We start from the raw sequence: 17,329 nt of genomic DNA, 5'->3' as shown, positions 1-17,329 counted from the left end.
TTTTGACAGAATTACTAGAAAAAAGTATTATAAACAAAACATTAGGTTAAGAGACACTATCCCGTTATTTCACTTTTCTACAACGATAAGGAGGGAACTATTTATGCATAGAAAGAATAATGTACAAGATAATTCAGATATTAATATCGGTATCATCGGGCCAAAAGCACTTGTCGATCAAACACGGGAAACACTGAAAACGTTTCCAAACTTTAAACCTGTTTTTCGAATCATCGAACCTACTAGTCTTATCACAGAAATAACTAGGGAATTAATGAACGATGTCGAAGTATTAATGTTTACTGAATATCACTCATATAACATCGTCAAACAAGTTGTCGATTTTATAATCCCTGTGCATCATATGCCCTTAATGGGCACTGGACTTTACAGGTCATTATTTATCATTAAAAGTAGGTACAGTTTAAAATGCCTGTCCATTGATACAGTTGAAGAAAAGTATGTTGAACAAATTTTATCAGAACTTGAAGAAGTTAATTATGAACTTCTTATCTATAAAAACCCTTTACAAAGTACAATCATTGAGGAAATAGTACAATTCCATATTGGCAATTATCAGGACTATAATGCAATTGCACTTACAGGGATTCAGGACGTAGCGATTCAATTATCTGCTCGCCATATTCCCCATGAATGGGTAACACCTACTCAACAGGACATGATCGTTTCTTTGGAACGAGCCCTCTTAGCAACGAATACACGCAGAAATAAAGAATCGCAAATTGTTTTCGGTTTAATTAATATAGACAATTTCAAAGGCGTAACGGAAAAGTATTCTTCTGAGCATGATGTTCAATTATTAAAATTAACTATCCAACAAATGCTACTTGATTATATTAAACTGCTTGATGGGCATCTAATCAATTTAGGTGGAGAAGAATATTCATTCATTACCACCCGCGGTATTTTCGAACGTGAAACAAGGGGCTATAAATTCATTCCCTTACTCCAAGATATTAAAAATGAACTTGGCATTACGATAAGTCTTGGTGTCGGCTTTGGCCGTACCGCTGCCGAAGCAGGCAATCACGCACGATTAGCGCTCCGTCAATCAAAAGATTTAGGTGGAAACGTTTGCTATATTGTTCGTGAAGATCGCAGTGTCTTGGGGCCTGTCGATATAACAAGCCATAAACAATATGAAAGATATAATTTAGCCATTACAGACCCACATTTGTTAGATAAAGCTGAAAAGGCCGGGATGTCAGCTTCCTATATGACAAAATTAATGGCACGCGTTTCTAGGCATAAAAAAATTGATTATACTGCCCAAGAATTAGCTTCGACATTAAATGTAACCATTAGGAGCGCCAACCGAATTCTATTAAAATGGATGGATGCTGAACTGGTTGATATTGTTGGCGAAGAAAAATTATCGCACAAAGGAAGGCCCCGTCGTATTTATCGACTAAGCTTTATTGAGGAAGAGCAAAGATAACAAACAACTTTATAAGTCGATGGGAAAATCACTGTATTTTTCATCGGCTTTCATTTGACTACTAAAACCTCAGCTCTGAAAGATATAGTATTTTCACTGTTTGTTAAATAATTATTGTTTTTCTATAATGACTACTTTCGTTAGCCGCCTCAACGAAACGGATAACCTCTTTTGTTTCACTTAAAGGAACCCTCGAAATTCCATCGTGAAAAAAATCCATAATTTGCTCCAATAAACTAGCGTAATAAGGTTTTTGGTATAAATTAATATCGACATATTCAGTACCATTCTCAAAGTGAATCAATGCGCCAAACTGAGCGTTTCCTTTTCGATTACCTCTAACCGTTCCTATACGCCCATCCTTCCAAACACCTGTAATAACGTCATGTTCTTTGTCTGTTATGGTCGTTACCGACTTTGCGCCTTGACCTAGAATAGTAAACAGCATCTCTATCATATGAATCCCATACCAAAAAAAGCCTTGTTGTTTATCCAGTAGTTCCATGGGTCCAAAACAATCAGCACCTATAACTCTTCCTCTATCCGAAATTCTAAGAACGTTTGTTAAATTTTCTGCATAACGTAGCGCAGATGTACTCATAATGGGTGTCTGATTGCCCTCAGCTAATTGAATCATGGCGATAGCAACTTTTGAACTTAGACTAAAAGGTTTATCGATAAAAACAGGTTTTTTAAACGCAACAAGCTTTTGTAATTGCTCATGATGCACTGTCCCATCGACTGATTCCAACAAAATCGCATCACTTTCATGCGCAACTTCCTCAATAGAATCCACGATTTCAACATCAAAGCTATCCCTGAGTTCTCTAGTAAAGCCGTCAATCCGGGACATGCTAAGCTCGAAATTAGGTGATCCTCCTGGAAAAGCAATCACTACTTTTCCACCTTGCACATGGTATCTTTCACTCGGATCATTTAATAACTTGGTAAATGCCAACACATGCGATGTATCTAGCCCAATAATGCCGATTTTCAAAGTACAAACGGTATCCTCCACTCCTTTCTAATCATTTTCACCTATATAAGTTGAACAAATGAATACCTTATATACACTGAGCGAAGACGCTTTACAAGAGGCAGCTAAATCTCTAAGACTAGCGGCGAAACTGCTTGGCTTATGACAGAAGGCATCCTCTAGAGCCGAAGCTTATTCAGTGGGACAGTTTATTTCAATCCTGACATTTGAATTCCTTCCGTAAAGTAACGCTGGAAGAATAGGAATATGAGGAAAGTCGGTATAAAAGAAACTGTCGAACCAGCCATTTCAATACCAAAGTTCCCTTCTTTCCCAAGCATTGAAGCTAAACCAAGCGTCACTGGGAACATTTTCTCTTGTGTTAAGTAAATCAGTGGTTGGAATAAATCATTCCAGTTTGAAATAAATGAAAATGTTCCCACTGTAGCTACAACAGGTATCGAAAGTGGCAAAATGACTTTGAAAAATATTTGTATATCATTCGCCCCGTCAATATATGCAGCTTCTTCCAAATCATTCGGTATATTTTGTAGAAATTGTCTAACTAAAAATACACCCATAATTCCCCATAACTCTGGAACAATCAATGCCCAATAAGTATTTATCCAACCGAAATCAGAGAACATAATGAATTTAGGTATAATTAATAGTTGCTGCGGAATCATGATAACTGCCATGAAAACCCAAAATACGATTTCTCGTCCTGGGAATTTCTTCTTCGCAAAAATATAGCCTAAAACCGCACAAAATATCATTTGACTCGCTACTGGAATGACGGTAATAATAACAGAGTTGAAAATCCATCTGATAAATATTCCGTCTCTCATTATATATAAATAGTTTTTCATTGTAGGATGGTCCGGTATCCAGAATAATGGATCTAATTGTGCATATTGAACATCCTTAAAAGATCCTAAAATCATAATAAGAAACGGCAATAGAAAACAAAATCCCAAAACAATTAACGCTATATACGAGATCATTTTTTTAAGCATTTTTTCAATCTCCTTTCTGCGGTCATCTACACATTAGTAATTATTCGATTCTTGTCCTAAATATTTTCTCTGTATAAGCGAGATAACTAGGATAATAAAAAATAATACATAAGAAAGTACAGCTGCATAACTTAAGTTAAGACTTGTAAATCCTTGTTCATACAAATAATATACAATGGTTGTCGTAGCATAATTCGGACCTCCACCTGTTAATAAATAAGCTGAATCGAAAATTTGGAACGAACCGATTGTTGTTGTTATTGCGACAAAAAAGTGAATGGGCTTTAATAATGGAAATGTTATCGTCCAAAATATTTTAAATGATGATGCCCCATCAATTCGTGCCGCCTCATACAATTGTCGATCAATCGACTGAAGTCCAGCAAAGTAATAAATCATCGTACTTCCGGCAACTTTAAATATACTCAATCCCGCTAAAACAGCTAGGGCTTGGCTAGAATTAGATAAAAACAATTGTGGTTCGATACCAATAAAACTAAGCAAGTAGTTGATCATTCCCGCCTCTGTACCTCTAAATAACCAACCCCAGATCCCGGCAATAATTACGAATGAAGTGACCACTGGCAAGAAAAAGATTCCTTTAAAAAATCCTGCTGATTTAACACCCGAATTGATAATTAACGCTAAAATTAACCCTAAGCCCATCGTTGGCACAATATAATATGCTGAAAATTTCACTGTATTCCAAATAGCTTTCCACGCCAATGAATCGGTCAAGAAGTACTTCCAATGTTTAAGTCCTACAAATTCCGGGTCACCAATTACTTTCCAATCCATAAATGTTAAATAAAAGCTCAATGCAAAAGGATATATCTGAAAGATTATGAAATGGATTAAAACAGGGATGAGAAAGATATATACGATAGCATTACGGTTCCACTCACGCTTCACTCTTTCTCCCAGTGGCAATTTACTCTTTTTAGAAGCTACTGCATTACTCAGTGTAATCACCCTTTCATATGTAAGTTAGTAACAGAGAGCTTGATCGTTTATTGATCAAACTCTCTGCTTTACTAACATTTTATTTGCCGATCTTACCTTCAATCGCTTTTGCGGCGGCATCTGCTGCTTCTTTTGGTGTTTTCTTCCCTTCCATCATTGTTTGAAGTTCAGCTTGTATTAACGGCATGATTGTACGTCCTTCTGGATGGATAACTCCCGGTAATGCAAATTGTGTATAATCCGCTAGCTGTGCAAGATATTTTTGCTCTCCAAAGATATCTTTAGCTGATTCTCTAGTAGGGATATACTGTGTGACTGTGTTAAATTTCTTCTGATTATCCGAATCCGTCACGACTTTGATAAATTCTGCTGCAGCTGCTGGATTATCCGTATTAATTGGCGCTACAAACATCCCTGTTGTTCCATATGTTAATTGTTCCTTATTTTTCATTGGTGGAGCAATAACGAATTCAAAAAGGTTTTGACTTAACATACGACTTACTGAAATACCTGAACCTTGAACTGCTAACATTTTTCCGCCTTCCCATAGTGCATCATGTTCTAATGCAGTAATTGAATCTTTCGGAATCCAGCCCTCGTTATACATTTTATTGATGAACTCAAATGCTTCCACTCCTGCTTCATTGTTAATTAATACTTCATTATCTGCCGTAATAACATCTCCGCCAGCTTGCCATAGGAATGGATATAACGTTCCATTCATTGATCCTCCACCTTGAAAACTTGTTGCATAAAAGCCCTTGTCTTTTGCTTTTTCAGCCCACTTTTCAAAATCTTCCCAAGTTGCAGGTAAATTTGCAGGATCTTCACCAATCGCTTTGATTACATCGACATTATATAAATATGTGTAGGCTTCTTGTAAGATTGGCAGTCCATATAACTCATCTTTCCAAGTTGTAGAAACTAACGCTGTATCTACAAAATCATCAATATCAAAGCCTTCTAAATAGGGATCTAACGCTAGTAACATACCCGCATCAGCGTACTGTGGCATCTGATCAGGTATTACGTAAAACACATCAGGACCATTGTTTGCTGCTAAAGCTGTAAGTACTTTTTGATCACGATTGGCCCATGGTATCTGTTCAAAATTTACTTTCACACCTGTTTGCTCTTCATAAGAAGCGATGACTTCATCCCACATCGCGCCCTCAGTTTCTTGATCGCCGGTAAATGGATGTGCCCAAACTGTTATTTCACCAGAGAGCCCCGTTTCCTTTTCTGTTTCTTCTCCCACCACTTCTGGTTTTTCTTCACCAGTTTCTTCTTTTTCAGCGCCAGTGTCAGTATCAGTAGAACTACATCCTACAATTAAAGCTCCAAGTAATAGTAATAATAGAAAAAATCCAATTCTTCTCATCTAAATAACCCCTCTCAAATTATATTGATTTGATTTAGTTATAATTGGTCTATTAAACTACAATATGAATTACCTCCCTTTGCAATTCGGTAGCGACTCTCACTGCACAATATACTTTTCTCGGCTCTAAACCGATTGGGTAAGAATCTTTTGAGTACTCCTTCAAACTTTCTCTACTACAGTTAACAAAAATACTTGTGATTACCTTTTCAAAACAATTAAATAGACTGAAGTAATTGAATTGCGCGTCCATTTTTATCAGATTACATTATTTCTCATCAAGAGACAAGTCTCTAAAGCGTCTTTAATTGGGGACATGCGATTATTAATTTTTTAAAATCCTTCCATATTTGTGTATATTAATGGTTGCTAATTTCAATGTTTTTAATATATAGTTAACTATTGAGAGGTGATAGACATGGTTGGTTGGGAAAAATTTAATAGAATTTCTTATAGAATGATCGAGTTAGCTTATATTAATTTGCTTTGGATTTTTTTTACATTAGTTGGCTTAATCGCTTTCGGTATCTTTCCAGCTACAGCTGCCATGTTTGCAGTTGTCCGTAAATTAATTCGAAGTGAAGAGAAATTCAAAATACTTCCTATGTTTTGGACTTTATTTCGGACTGACTTTTTAAAGACAAATGGTTTTGGACTTATTTTTCTAGTCATTAGCTACTGCTTTTATTTCAATTTTTATTTCTTACAGTTAAATAGTGGTGAATTACAGTTTTTATTCCCCGTACTAATTTTCATACTTATTTCAAGCATCATCACATTACTATTTTTCTTCCCAGTCTATGTACATTTCAACTTAAAGTTCTTTCAATACATCAAACAGTCTTTCTTAATCGCAATTACATCTCCGATCGAAGTCATCACTATTGGCGCTTTAGCCGGTGGTATCTACTTTGTCTCTACACTTTTCCCTGGGATTATCCCACTATTTACTGGTAGCGTATTTGCATATATAGCTACACTAATAAGTTTCAAATCATTTGCTCGAATAGAGAAGAAGATAGGAGCACTAACTTAACGCTTTTTCCCTAGATTTTTACATTGGCCCCATGAATGGTGCTCCTCTTCCCAAAAAGTAAACGCAGATGGGACTTTTCAGTAGTACTTTGTGAACGAATTAATTATAAACAAGCCAGCGGTTCAGTCGGATTAATCGACTGAATCGCTGGCTTATTAATTACTATTTGTGTGAAAAACTATCAAGAAAAAGTACCAGATATAGAAACAAATAAGATTTATTTCCTTACCCATAGTTGTGCTTCTCACCTACTAATTATTCACCCTTACTGCAATTCGGCATGCCAGGAACTTTCCCACTCGCTGGCGTCAGTCTTTTTTTTCTGCACTGCTCTTCAAGCACCTTTGTTAACACGCGTTGAATAATAGCCGATTCGATTGTTGCAAATGCTGGATCGGCAAGGTTTGTTTTTTCTAGTGGATCCTTAGTAAGATTGTAGAGCTCATATTGCTCCGGAACCGGTTCTGTTTTTGTTATCGGCTCATAACAACCATTTTGTTCGGTTATGACTGTATCACTAGATCCTGGATTCGTCCAAAACTTTGGGTTGTCAAAATAACGGGCGAATTTCCATATCTCATCACTCTTATCTATTCCAGTTTCAAGCCTAGTAATCACCGCCTCGATGTCATTCGGCTCAACAACCGATTTATAGGGTTTGCCCGTGATTGCATTTGTTTGATGTAAACCTTTGAATACATCATCATCTGTCATGAAATAGAGTGGTTCATTTGCACCAAAAAACCTTTCATGCCCATAAAATAATGGAGTCAAATTTCTACCAACTAACGGAAGTGCTTCGGTGTGATCTTTTGAAAGATTTTCACGGATTAAGTCTACGTTTATTCCCGTTAGTCCCAGCAATGTTGGAAGTATGTCGACATGGCTTGTTAGCATATTTGTACATTTAGCTCCTCTGAATAGGGTTGGATTATGAATGATTAATGGGACATGAATCGATTCTTCATACATATTATACCACTTTTGACAGAGGCCGCCATGCGCTCCAAGTTGTTCTCCATGATCAGACGTGAATACAATGATTGTGTTGTCATAGAAACTTGAGTTTTGAAGTGCGGTTAGGACCTTAAGCATTTCATTGTCGGCCTTTTTTTGTAAGCTGTAATACAATTGACGATAAAAATTATTGTCAATTATCGGTTGTAATGCTTTTGGATACGTAACACGATAGCTTTCCTGAGCAGATGGTTTAGTAAACAATGATTCCCCTACTGTTGGTGCCGGTGGGATGTATGGGAGAGTTGGGTCGACTTCAAAATTGAAATTCGGGGAAACTGCGGATAGCACTCCATATAACGCAATATCATGAGGGTTTATGAAGGAGCACTTTATAAACCAAGGTGTCGTGTTATTCGTACACTTTGAAATTTCATGTAGGGATTCGATAAGCTTTACTGTTTCAGCAGCGTACACTTCATCCCGCCCACTTGTGCCTATTCCCGCAGACGAACCGGAATTTCGAGGATCTGCGCCATGGGGTTCCGGTCCAATCCAATCGGAGTATCCAAAGTTTTCGAGTCGGTTCGCTTTTTCATATATTTTTTCTTGCTCTTTATTTGGAACGCCAGTTGCTGGATTATAGCTAGGTAATGCATTATGCGTGCCCGGGATTAAGATATCCTCGTCTGAAGCATGCCATTTCCCTTTCCAAAATGTATCATATCCTGCAGATCGAAAGTAATCCCCCATCGTTGGAACAGTGTTTGGATCAAGCCAAAATACATCTGGGTCAAATGATCCCTTAGCAGCACCTGGCGTTTGAGTAACGCCGTGAAGCGAAGGATATTGTCCAGTATATAATGTTGCCCGGCTTGGTGAGCAGGCTGTACTCCCAGCATAATGATTATAAAACTCCATACCATTCTTCCGTAGTAATTCTTGCACAACTAAATTTTCTTTTCGCCATTCCTTCAATTCCTTTGTTTCATAAACCGATGGAAAGCGTTCCTGATCAACCATTAAGAACAGAATGTTGGGTTGTTTCTTCTTGTAGGGATATTTTCTTTTGTAGGAATCCATTGTTATTATCACCCTTTCTAAAATCATAAGTACTTATATACCATATGTAGAAAGGCGTCGTATTGTATCAGTGATTTGCATAAGTCTTCTTAAATCAAAAAACTGACGTACCCATTTATAGGTCGTCAGTTTTCACTTCCAAGACATTCTCCATATAATCTTTACCCCATTCATACATTGTTTCTAGAATTGGCATAAGACTTCTACCATGTTCAGTAAGTGAATACTCAACTTTTGGAGGAACAACAGCATATACTTCGCGATGGACAATCAAATGGTCTTCAAGTTCACGCAATTGATTTACAAGCATCCGTTGGGTGATACCAGGTATGAGGGTCTTTAATTCACCGAAGCGTTTAGTTCCTTCCTTGCCAAGATGCCATAACACAAGCATTTTCCACTTGCCGCCAATAATAGCAAGCGTCAATTCTTTTTCACAATTAAACGCTTTCTCCCCTAAGTTCGGCATTTACTCCACCTCCATTCTCTATCATAGTATACTTTTCACCACTATGTATGAAAAAAGTACGTACTTTGAATTCAATCATATACAGACTTTATTAAAAACTAAATCATTAACTATTTCCTATTCGATAATCAGCGCTCTCTTTTAATTCCTTTCCTGCTTTGCACATTGCAATACCTAACTATCCTCGCATGTTATTCAGTTAGCTGTCTAGTAAAGCAACTTTGGTTACAGGATAGATATACTAAAAAAGTACACCGATAGTATGAATGAACAAAAGAACTGATTTCCTTTTCGAAAAAGCGAAATCAGTTCTTTTGTTTATTCTTTTAACCATCGCAGATTTGGTTGTACGATTAGCTCACATAAAGTTTGCACACTTTGGACTAGAAACAAATAAGTACCTTTATAGTCCGAAAATATCCCCATACAGGCTCGGTACATAGGTAAGAGATATCATTCCAAATTAGCATGTCGTCCATACATCACTTCAGAATTCAATCCTTTTTTCTCCATAAATCTCAAAATAACTGCATCATAAAATAAGAGAAGCGATTGCTCGAACAGTGATCCCATCGGTTGGATTGACTTCCCACTATTGCCTTCCCCTTTTGCTTGGGCGGGTATTTCAATTTTAATATCTGCCAACTTCCCAATTGTAGAATCAGGATTAATGGTAACAGCTACCACTGTTGCACCAATGCTCTTCGCTTTTTTAGTCATTGCAGCCAAACTTTGGGTCTCACCGGATCCAGAACCGACAATGAAAATATCATCTGGTTCTAGATTCGGAGTTACCGTTTCGCCTACAATATACGAATCAAGACCTACGTGCATCATTCGCATTACGAATGCCTTAGCCATGAATCCAGATCGTCCCCCACCTGCAACAAATACCTTTTTCGCACATAAAATTCCTTCTACTAATTTTTCGGCTTCTTCACTATTAATTAGATTAATGGTTCGCTTTAGCTCAGCCAAAATTTCATCTGCGTAACTTGTGGTGTTCATGTTACACCATCACGCCTTCTTTAATTAGCTTTTGAATTTGTGCAGCTTCTGCTTTTTTGTCGTCTTTACTTGTGATTCCACCACCAACAATGATTAGATCTGGTTGTGCTTTAATCACTTCTGGTAATGTCTCAAGCTTAATACCACCAGCAATAGCAGTTTTAGCATTTTTTACAATGCTTTTAATTGTGCGTAGGTCTGCGAATGAATCTTTACCTTCTGCTTGCAAATCATAGCCTGTGTGTACACAGATATAATCTACGCCCATCAAATCAAGCTCTGCAGCACGTGTTTTAATGTCTTTTACTGCAATCATATCGACCAATATTTTTTTACCAAGTTTTTTTGCTGCTTCAACAGCACCTTTAATAGATGAATCTTCTGCTTGCGCAAGAATAGTAATAATGTCAGCGCCTGCATCAGAAGCATTACCTACTTCATAACCTGCAGCATCCATGATTTTAAGGTCTGCAAGAACTTCTAGGTTAGGATATGCAGCTTTTACTTCTGCAACTGCTTTTAGTCCTTCTTTGTTTATAACTGGCGTACCGATTTCAACGATATCGATATATTCCTCTACTTCTTTAATAAGTTCGATGGCCTCTGGGATGTTAACAAGATCTAATGCTAATTGTAATTTCATTTTTTCATTCTCCTTTTATTCGTTTTTCGGTGCAAACTTAGTGTATATCCTAAAGTCAAAATTGTGAAGTACGCACTTTTAAATCACATACAGACAAATAGTATACTGTGAAAATCCTTTTAAGTAATGGAGTTACAAGATAACAAATTGATTTCATCATTTCATTACTGCCTCTAAGTCAATATATTGATTATAAAAAAGTTAAGTTTTCTTGAAAAAAATGAGTTCAGTGTCTGTTGACATTACTATCCTCTATATATGTTGAACAAATGAATACGGCGTATGTGCTTTACAAGGACTTTTGGGAAGCAACTGAAAAAATCCCGATACTTAGCACTAATTACAATTCATCCCAATACCGCTTCGACGCTTTGTGGATGCCTCCCGCGATATAGTCTCTATATAGGGAAGCTCATTTCATTATCGGAGATTAGTGCAGCATGTAGTGCGTCTTTCTTCAATGAAGTTAGTATCAAATAGTAATCACATTATATTTCAATCCATACATCTCTAAATCACAACTCCGTTAATAATGAATTCCCCAACGCAGGCGCGGTAGAGGCATCCCCAAAGCGCCAAGCGTTCTACAATCCACACCCCGAATTACAACTCTCTCATTAATGAGCGCCACAGCAGATTCAGTGTGATTCTTTAATTCAACATATACATAAGCCAACTGTTTCATTTTCACACTCCTTATCATTTCTTTTTATAATTACAAGCTACAGTATACTTTTAGTCACTATATGATGGTAAAGTGCGTACTTACATTAATTGATCGCAGTTAGTATAGTGAGAACTGTTGCGATTATCATTCAAAGCTTAAACGGAATATTAATTGTAAAAGTAGGGGGAATCGAATATGGATACCGAAAATCCCTCGGAAAGATTTGATGTTAAACATTGTTTAACGGAATCCCAAGAGGAATGGATCATGCAAGACATGACTTTTATTTTATTTGGAGCAACGGGAGATTTAGCTCAACGAAAGCTATTTCCTGCTTTATATAATTTATTTCTCGATGGAAAAATGCCGGATTCTATCTCAATAGTCGGTTTAGGTAGATATTATTGTTCTAACGAATTTTTTCAATCTAAAGTGGAAAAAGCACTCCGGTTATATTCCAGAAGAGCTGTTCAAACTTCTGGTTTGCAAGATTTCCTAACTAAGTTTCGCTACTTTGCATTTGATGCAACAGACCGTGGATCCTATCTGAATTTGTTCGAACTCATCAAAAACAGAGAAAACGAGTTAGATATACCAGAAAACCGACTTTTCTATTTGTCTGTCGCACCGAAGTTGGTTGATGTTATTACGTCAAATCTTTACGCAAATGGTATAAGTCAAACTTTAGGCTGGAAGCGAATCATTGTTGAAAAACCGTTTGGAAGTGACCTGAAATCGGCACAGCAATTGAATGATACTTTGAGCAAAGCCTTCAGCGAAAAAGAAATCTATAGAATCGACCACTATCTTGGAAAACCAATGGTCCAAAGTTTTGAAACCTTAGTACTAGCCAACCCAGCATTAGAAGCTTTATTAGATCATAAACAAATTTCCAATGTTCAAATCACAGCAAGTGAAACGGTTGGGGTAGAAACACGAGCTGATTATTATGATCAGGCTGGAGCCTTACGTGATATGGTTCAGAACCACCTTTTTCAGTTAGTGATGATGACAGCACTGCACCTCCCCGGGGAAGTAACGACCAAAGAAAACGAAATCAAGAAAATGGAAATCATAGAATCTCTTCGACCAATTCTTAAAGATAAAGTTTACCTGGATGTTGTTCGTGGACAGTACGAATCTGGAGCGATTCTTGATACACCAGTTGCTGGCTATAAAGAGGAGCCCGGGGTGAATGACTCTTCAATGAATGATACTTATTTCGCAGCGCGTCTATATATTGATAATCCGTCTTGGAATGGAATCCCAATTTATATACGCACGGGGAAGCGGATGGATAAGAAGTCTACACGAATTGTCTTTGAGTTAAAGAATAAGGTAGAAGAATCAAATGCACTTCAAACTGAAGAGATAACTCCTAATTTATTAACATTCGAGATTAGTCCAAACGAAAGTATATCTTTAAGGGTGAATATGAAAAATCCTTCTAGTAACCGTTTTTATCCTGTTTATATGAACCACTCGACCAATTCTAAAGACCAACCAGAAGCATATGAACTACTTCTATTTGATGCAATGCTCGGTAATAAAACATTCTTTGCCCATTGGAAAGAAGTCGAATTATCATGGAAGTGGATCCAACCGATTTTGGAGGCATTTCAGGAGGATATGTTGCCTTTATATCCTTACCCTGCTGGCTCTACAGGTCCAGAAGCAGCCAATCAACTATTGCAATCCAATCAATTTAATTGGTGGTAAATAAAAGATAAAGTCCAAAGGAGATAAAAAAATGACAGTTTCATTTGATTACACCAATGTTTTATCGTTCATGAAAAATAGTGAACTTGAAAATCTAAGCGGATTTGTAAAACAAGCTCATAACCAAATCCATCAACAAACAGGACCAGGTTCTGATTTCTTAGGATGGGTTGACTGGCCAGTTACCTATGATACAGAGGAGTTTACCAGGGTGAAGATAGCTGCTAAACGAATTCAACAACAGTCAGACGTGCTAGTTGTTATTGGTATTGGAGGTTCTTATCTGGGGTCTAAAGCAGCAATTGAAGCATTATCACATACGTTTCATAACCAAATCAAAGGTAATACGGAAGTATACTTTGCTGGACAAAATATCAGTTCTACCTACATCGAACATTTACTACATGTGTTAGAAGGGAAAGACGTTTCTATAAATGTTATTTCCAAATCAGGTACAACAACAGAACCCGCTTTAGCATTCCGTATTCTCCGTGAATATATGGAACAAAAGTATGGAAAAGAAGAGGCAAGAAGTAGAATTTATGTAACTACTGATCAAAATGAAGGTGCACTTCGAAACCTTGCTTACGAAGAAGGTTATGAATCATTTGTTATTCCGGATAACATAGGTGGGCGGTACTCAGTTCTGACGCCTGTTGGCTTACTTCCAATCGCAGTAGCCGGTCTCGATATTGACAAAATGATGGCAGGAGCAAAAGCCGCCTATATCAAATACGATGATCCCGTTCTCGCAACGAATGAAAGTTACCAGTATGCAGCGGTAAGAAATATTTTCTATAATAAAGGGAAATCAATTGAATTACTTGTGAATTATGAACCTGGTCTACATTATGTAGCTGAATGGTGGAAGCAGCTCTTTGGAGAAAGTGAAAGTAAAGATGAAAAAGGACTCTTCCCTGCATCAGTTAATTTTACAACGGATTTACATTCGATGGGTCAGTATATACAAGAAGGGCGTCGTCTTTTCATTGAAACAGTCCTACAGATAAAAAAGCCCCAAATTGAACGAACGATTCAAGATGATATAGACAATATTGACGGTTTGAATTTCCTATCAGGAAAAACATTGGATGAGGTAAATAAGAAAGCTGCACTGGGTACTGCCCTCGCTCACATTGATGGAGGTGTTCCAAACTTGCTTATTGAGTTGGATGAACTCAATGAATTTACCTTTGGGGAAATGATATATTTCTTCGAAAAGGCTTGTGCAATAAGTGGAACATTGCTCGGGGTAAATCCATTTGACCAACCAGGGGTAGAAGCTTATAAACAGAATATGTTTGCGCTACTTGGCAAGTCTGGTTTTGAAGTAGAAAAACAAAGTTTAGAAAGTCGCTTAGATAAAATCAAATAACGTATACAAAGGAATGAGAGTAAAATATGATCAAACAACAAATGGGCGTTATTGGTTTGGGCGTAATGGGGATGAACCTTGCGCTAAACATCGAAAGTAAAGGCTATTCGGTAGCTGTCTATGATTATTGGACAGATCGAACAGATGAATTTTCCAACAAAGAAGCGAAAGATAAAGCTATTCATGGTAGCTACAGCATTGAAGATCTAGTCGCTTCGCTAGAAGTCCCACGTAAGATCTTATTAATGGTTAAAGCCGGGGAAACAACAGATACAGTGATCCAGTCCCTTGTCCCTCATCTTCAACAAGGGGATATTCTTATCGATGGAGGAAATACATTCTTTAAAGATACGAATAGACGTACAGCAACCTTAAAAGAATCAGGCATACATTTCATTGGTGCAGGTGTTTCTGGTGGAGAAGAAGGAGCTCGTAACGGCCCATCGATTATGCCTGGAGGCTCAAAAGAAGCTTACGAACAAGTGAAGCCCATTCTTGATGCTATTTCGGCAAAAGTTGACGGCATTCCCTGCAGTGCATATATGGGTCTTGATGGAGCAGGACATTATGTGAAAATGGTTCATAATGGCATTGAATATGGCGATATGCAACTGATTTCCGAAGCCTATTTCATCATGAAACATGCACTTAGTCTTGAAGCGCAGGAGTTGCATGAAATATTTTCAGAATGGAACAAAGGAGAACTCGACAGCTATCTCATTGAAATCACAGCAGATATTTTCACAAAGATGGATGAAGAAACTGGGAAACCGCTCATTGATCAAATTCTAGATGTAGCCGGACAAAAAGGCACAGGAAAATGGACTAGCCAAAATGCGTTAGACTTAGGCGTGTCCCTTCCAATCGTCACAGAGTCCGTATTTGCACGATTTATTTCTTCTATTAAGGGAGAGCGCGTTGCAGCAAGTAAACTACTAAAAGGTCCTGAACTGAAAAAGTATGTAGGTGATCCAAAAGAGTTGATTGAAGCGATTCGTAAAGCTTTATATATGAGTAAAATTTGTTCATATGCCCAAGGTTTTGCGCAAATGCGTGCAGCATCTGAGGAGTATGATTGGAAAATCCCTTACGGAGAAGTAGCCATGATTTTCCGTGGAGGATGTATCATTCGTGCCCAGTTCTTACAGAATATCAAAGAGGCATTTGATACTAACAGTGACTTGCCAAACCTTTTAGTTGATTCCTATTTCCAAGAAATAGTAGGAGACTATCAGAATTCGCTTCGCGAAGTAGTAGCCGTAGCCACTCAACATGGGATTCCAATTCCTGCTCTCTCAAGTGCATTGGCTTACTATGATAGTTACCGTACGGAGACATTACCGGCCAATCTTATCCAAGCTCAACGCGATTATTTTGGCGCACATACCTATGAACGCCTGGATAAAGAAGGCCATTTCCATACTGAATGGGCAAAAAACTAATTTTAAAGTAAACAAAAGTGCAAGCCCCTAGGCACTAGAGTCTAGACGTGAAATAGCCTATTTCGCAGGTTATTCATAGTACGAGATTTTATAGTTTCCTAAGCTCTAAAAAAAAGTACCGGGTACCGAAACGACTCATAATCGTTTTGGTACCCGGTATTTTTCACCATGTTTTCAAAAATTGAATCGTGCTGTTGCGTCCCGCTTCTATAAGTCCCTCTTTTGTTTCTTGATCCATATCAAATTGGGTTGCACTATAATCATCAACTGGGATGAAAATGATATTTCTTTCATGCTTTCGCGAAATATACCTTTCATCATGCGAATTTTTCATCGTCGAAAAAAGGGCTTCAAATAAATCTAAGGCATTGTCAATTTTATGTCCCGGCATTTCTTCTTGGCTACGACTTAACTTCAAACCAAGGACTGGACGTTCTGTATTTCCACCTTCGTCGTTAAATATCCACATAGGGAAGTTGCTCAACACCCCCCCATCCACAACAATCGTCTCTCCCTTCCCTACTTTTAATCGTACCGGTTCGAAGAAAAATGGAATTCCGCAACTCATGCGTAATGCACGAGCAATTGGAAACGTTTCTGCTGATATTCCATAGCCCTCCAAATCGTCGGGAAGCACAATCATTTTTCCATTCGTTAAATCCGAAGCAACAAGCTTTAGTTTTCCCGGCGGTAAATCTGAAAATGTATAGACATCTTTTGCTGCTAATTTTTCTAAAAACCAATTCTCCAAAGCATTACCTTGGTATAAACCAAGTCGCCAATACAGTTGAAACCATTTCATTAACGGTAAAGGAATTATTGTCTTCCGTGGATCAAGAAGCACCTGAAAATCTTGTTCATCCAGCATCTTTTCAATTTCCTTAGCCGAATAACCAGCCGCAATGAAACTGGCAAGAATTGCGCCCGCACTCGTTCCAGCTACACGATGAAATCGATACCCCTTTTCTTCGAGGACTTGATAAGCCCCAACTAACGCGAATCCTTTTAATCCTCCTCCTGAAAAAACTCCATCTATTAACATAGATAATCTCCCCCATTTCTATGCCTTGTTACACTGTAGGAGGAACGGGAGGAAATTAGAACGAACTTGTGGATTCAAACGCTAGGGAATGGG

At 37.7% G+C, this 17,329-nt stretch carries 15 protein-coding genes; 5 read left to right on the top strand and 10 right to left on the bottom strand.

Annotation, left to right across the window (positions count from 1 at the left end; all coding sequences use genetic code 11):
- Positions 1-103: 103 nt before the first annotated feature.
- Positions 104-1,459: a hypothetical protein gene (locus tag ACP8HG_RS04290; RefSeq protein WP_187047534.1), complete on the top strand. Its 1,356-nt coding sequence runs from the start codon at positions 104-106 to the stop codon at positions 1,457-1,459.
- A 103-nt stretch (positions 1,460-1,562) separates the two neighbouring features.
- Here ACP8HG_RS04290 and ACP8HG_RS04285 read toward each other — a convergent pair whose 3' ends face one another.
- The 4 genes from ACP8HG_RS04285 to ACP8HG_RS04270 form a co-directional block, all read right to left on the bottom strand.
- Positions 1,563-2,456 carry a Gfo/Idh/MocA family oxidoreductase gene (locus tag ACP8HG_RS04285; RefSeq protein WP_438298235.1) on the bottom strand — a complete coding sequence of 298 codons (894 nt, stop codon included), beginning with the start codon at positions 2,454-2,456 and terminating at the stop codon, positions 1,563-1,565.
- A 188-nt stretch (positions 2,457-2,644) separates the two neighbouring features.
- On the bottom strand, positions 2,645-3,451 hold the full coding sequence (locus ACP8HG_RS04280; protein WP_067208479.1) for a carbohydrate ABC transporter permease: 807 nt from the start codon (positions 3,449-3,451) through the stop codon (positions 2,645-2,647).
- 33 nt (positions 3,452-3,484) lie between these two features.
- A complete protein-coding gene (locus tag ACP8HG_RS04275) occupies positions 3,485-4,414 on the bottom strand; it encodes a carbohydrate ABC transporter permease (RefSeq protein WP_067213918.1) in 930 nt (309 codons plus the stop codon).
- Positions 4,415-4,493: 79 nt separating this feature from the next.
- The gene (locus tag ACP8HG_RS04270) at positions 4,494-5,795 is read right to left on the bottom strand and encodes a sugar ABC transporter substrate-binding protein (protein ID WP_067208477.1); all 1,302 of its coding nucleotides are present in this window, start codon (positions 5,793-5,795) and stop codon (positions 4,494-4,496) included.
- A 418-nt stretch (positions 5,796-6,213) separates the two neighbouring features.
- Here ACP8HG_RS04270 and ACP8HG_RS04265 point away from each other — a divergent pair, with 418 nt between their 5' ends.
- A complete protein-coding gene (locus tag ACP8HG_RS04265) occupies positions 6,214-6,831 on the top strand; it encodes a YesL family protein (RefSeq protein WP_438298234.1) in 618 nt (205 codons plus the stop codon).
- A gap of 255 nt (positions 6,832-7,086) precedes the next feature.
- Here ACP8HG_RS04265 and ACP8HG_RS04260 read toward each other — a convergent pair whose 3' ends face one another.
- From ACP8HG_RS04260 to ACP8HG_RS04240, 5 genes are all read right to left on the bottom strand, one after another.
- Positions 7,087-8,871: a sulfatase-like hydrolase/transferase gene (locus ACP8HG_RS04260; RefSeq protein WP_438298233.1), complete on the bottom strand. Its 1,785-nt coding sequence runs from the start codon at positions 8,869-8,871 to the stop codon at positions 7,087-7,089.
- A gap of 115 nt (positions 8,872-8,986) precedes the next feature.
- Positions 8,987-9,340 carry a winged helix-turn-helix transcriptional regulator gene (locus ACP8HG_RS04255; protein ID WP_067208470.1) on the bottom strand — a complete coding sequence of 118 codons (354 nt, stop codon included), beginning with the start codon at positions 9,338-9,340 and terminating at the stop codon, positions 8,987-8,989.
- Between the two features lie 453 nt (positions 9,341-9,793).
- Complete coding sequence (gene hxlB, locus ACP8HG_RS04250; protein ID WP_399631991.1) at positions 9,794-10,348, bottom strand: 6-phospho-3-hexuloisomerase; 555 nt, start codon at positions 10,346-10,348, stop codon at positions 9,794-9,796.
- A gap of 1 nt (position 10,349) precedes the next feature.
- Positions 10,350-10,991 carry a 3-hexulose-6-phosphate synthase gene (hxlA, locus tag ACP8HG_RS04245; RefSeq protein ID WP_187047530.1) on the bottom strand — a complete coding sequence of 214 codons (642 nt, stop codon included), beginning with the start codon at positions 10,989-10,991 and terminating at the stop codon, positions 10,350-10,352.
- A 526-nt stretch (positions 10,992-11,517) separates the two neighbouring features.
- Positions 11,518-11,676, bottom strand: a complete 159-nt coding sequence (locus ACP8HG_RS04240; protein WP_338652620.1) for a hypothetical protein — start codon at positions 11,674-11,676, stop codon at positions 11,518-11,520.
- Positions 11,677-11,925: 249 nt separating this feature from the next.
- Here ACP8HG_RS04240 and zwf point away from each other — a divergent pair, with 249 nt between their 5' ends.
- The 3 genes from zwf to gndA are packed head-to-tail and all read left to right on the top strand — an operon-like array spanning position 11,926 to position 16,194.
- Positions 11,926-13,377, top strand: coding sequence for a glucose-6-phosphate dehydrogenase (zwf, locus tag ACP8HG_RS04235; RefSeq protein ID WP_438298626.1), 1,452 nt, complete (start codon positions 11,926-11,928; stop codon positions 13,375-13,377).
- Positions 13,378-13,408: 31 nt separating this feature from the next.
- Entirely contained in the window at positions 13,409-14,752 is a 1,344-nt protein-coding gene (locus tag ACP8HG_RS04230; RefSeq protein WP_438298232.1) for a glucose-6-phosphate isomerase, read from the top strand.
- Between the two features lie 26 nt (positions 14,753-14,778).
- The gene (gndA, locus tag ACP8HG_RS04225) at positions 14,779-16,194 is read left to right on the top strand and encodes an NADP-dependent phosphogluconate dehydrogenase (protein ID WP_438298231.1); all 1,416 of its coding nucleotides are present in this window, start codon (positions 14,779-14,781) and stop codon (positions 16,192-16,194) included.
- 163 nt (positions 16,195-16,357) lie between these two features.
- Here the strand turns inward: gndA and ACP8HG_RS04220 are convergent, their stop codons facing one another.
- Complete coding sequence (locus ACP8HG_RS04220) at positions 16,358-17,236, bottom strand: patatin-like phospholipase family protein (RefSeq protein WP_342538075.1); 879 nt, start codon at positions 17,234-17,236, stop codon at positions 16,358-16,360.
- Positions 17,237-17,329: the final 93 nt, after the last annotated feature.

This window comes from Sporosarcina sp. FA15, assembly GCF_051550195.1.
Lineage (GTDB): Bacteria > Bacillota > Bacilli > Bacillales_A > Planococcaceae > Sporosarcina > Sporosarcina psychrophila.
This window is presented reverse-complemented; position numbering and strand designations above follow the sequence as displayed.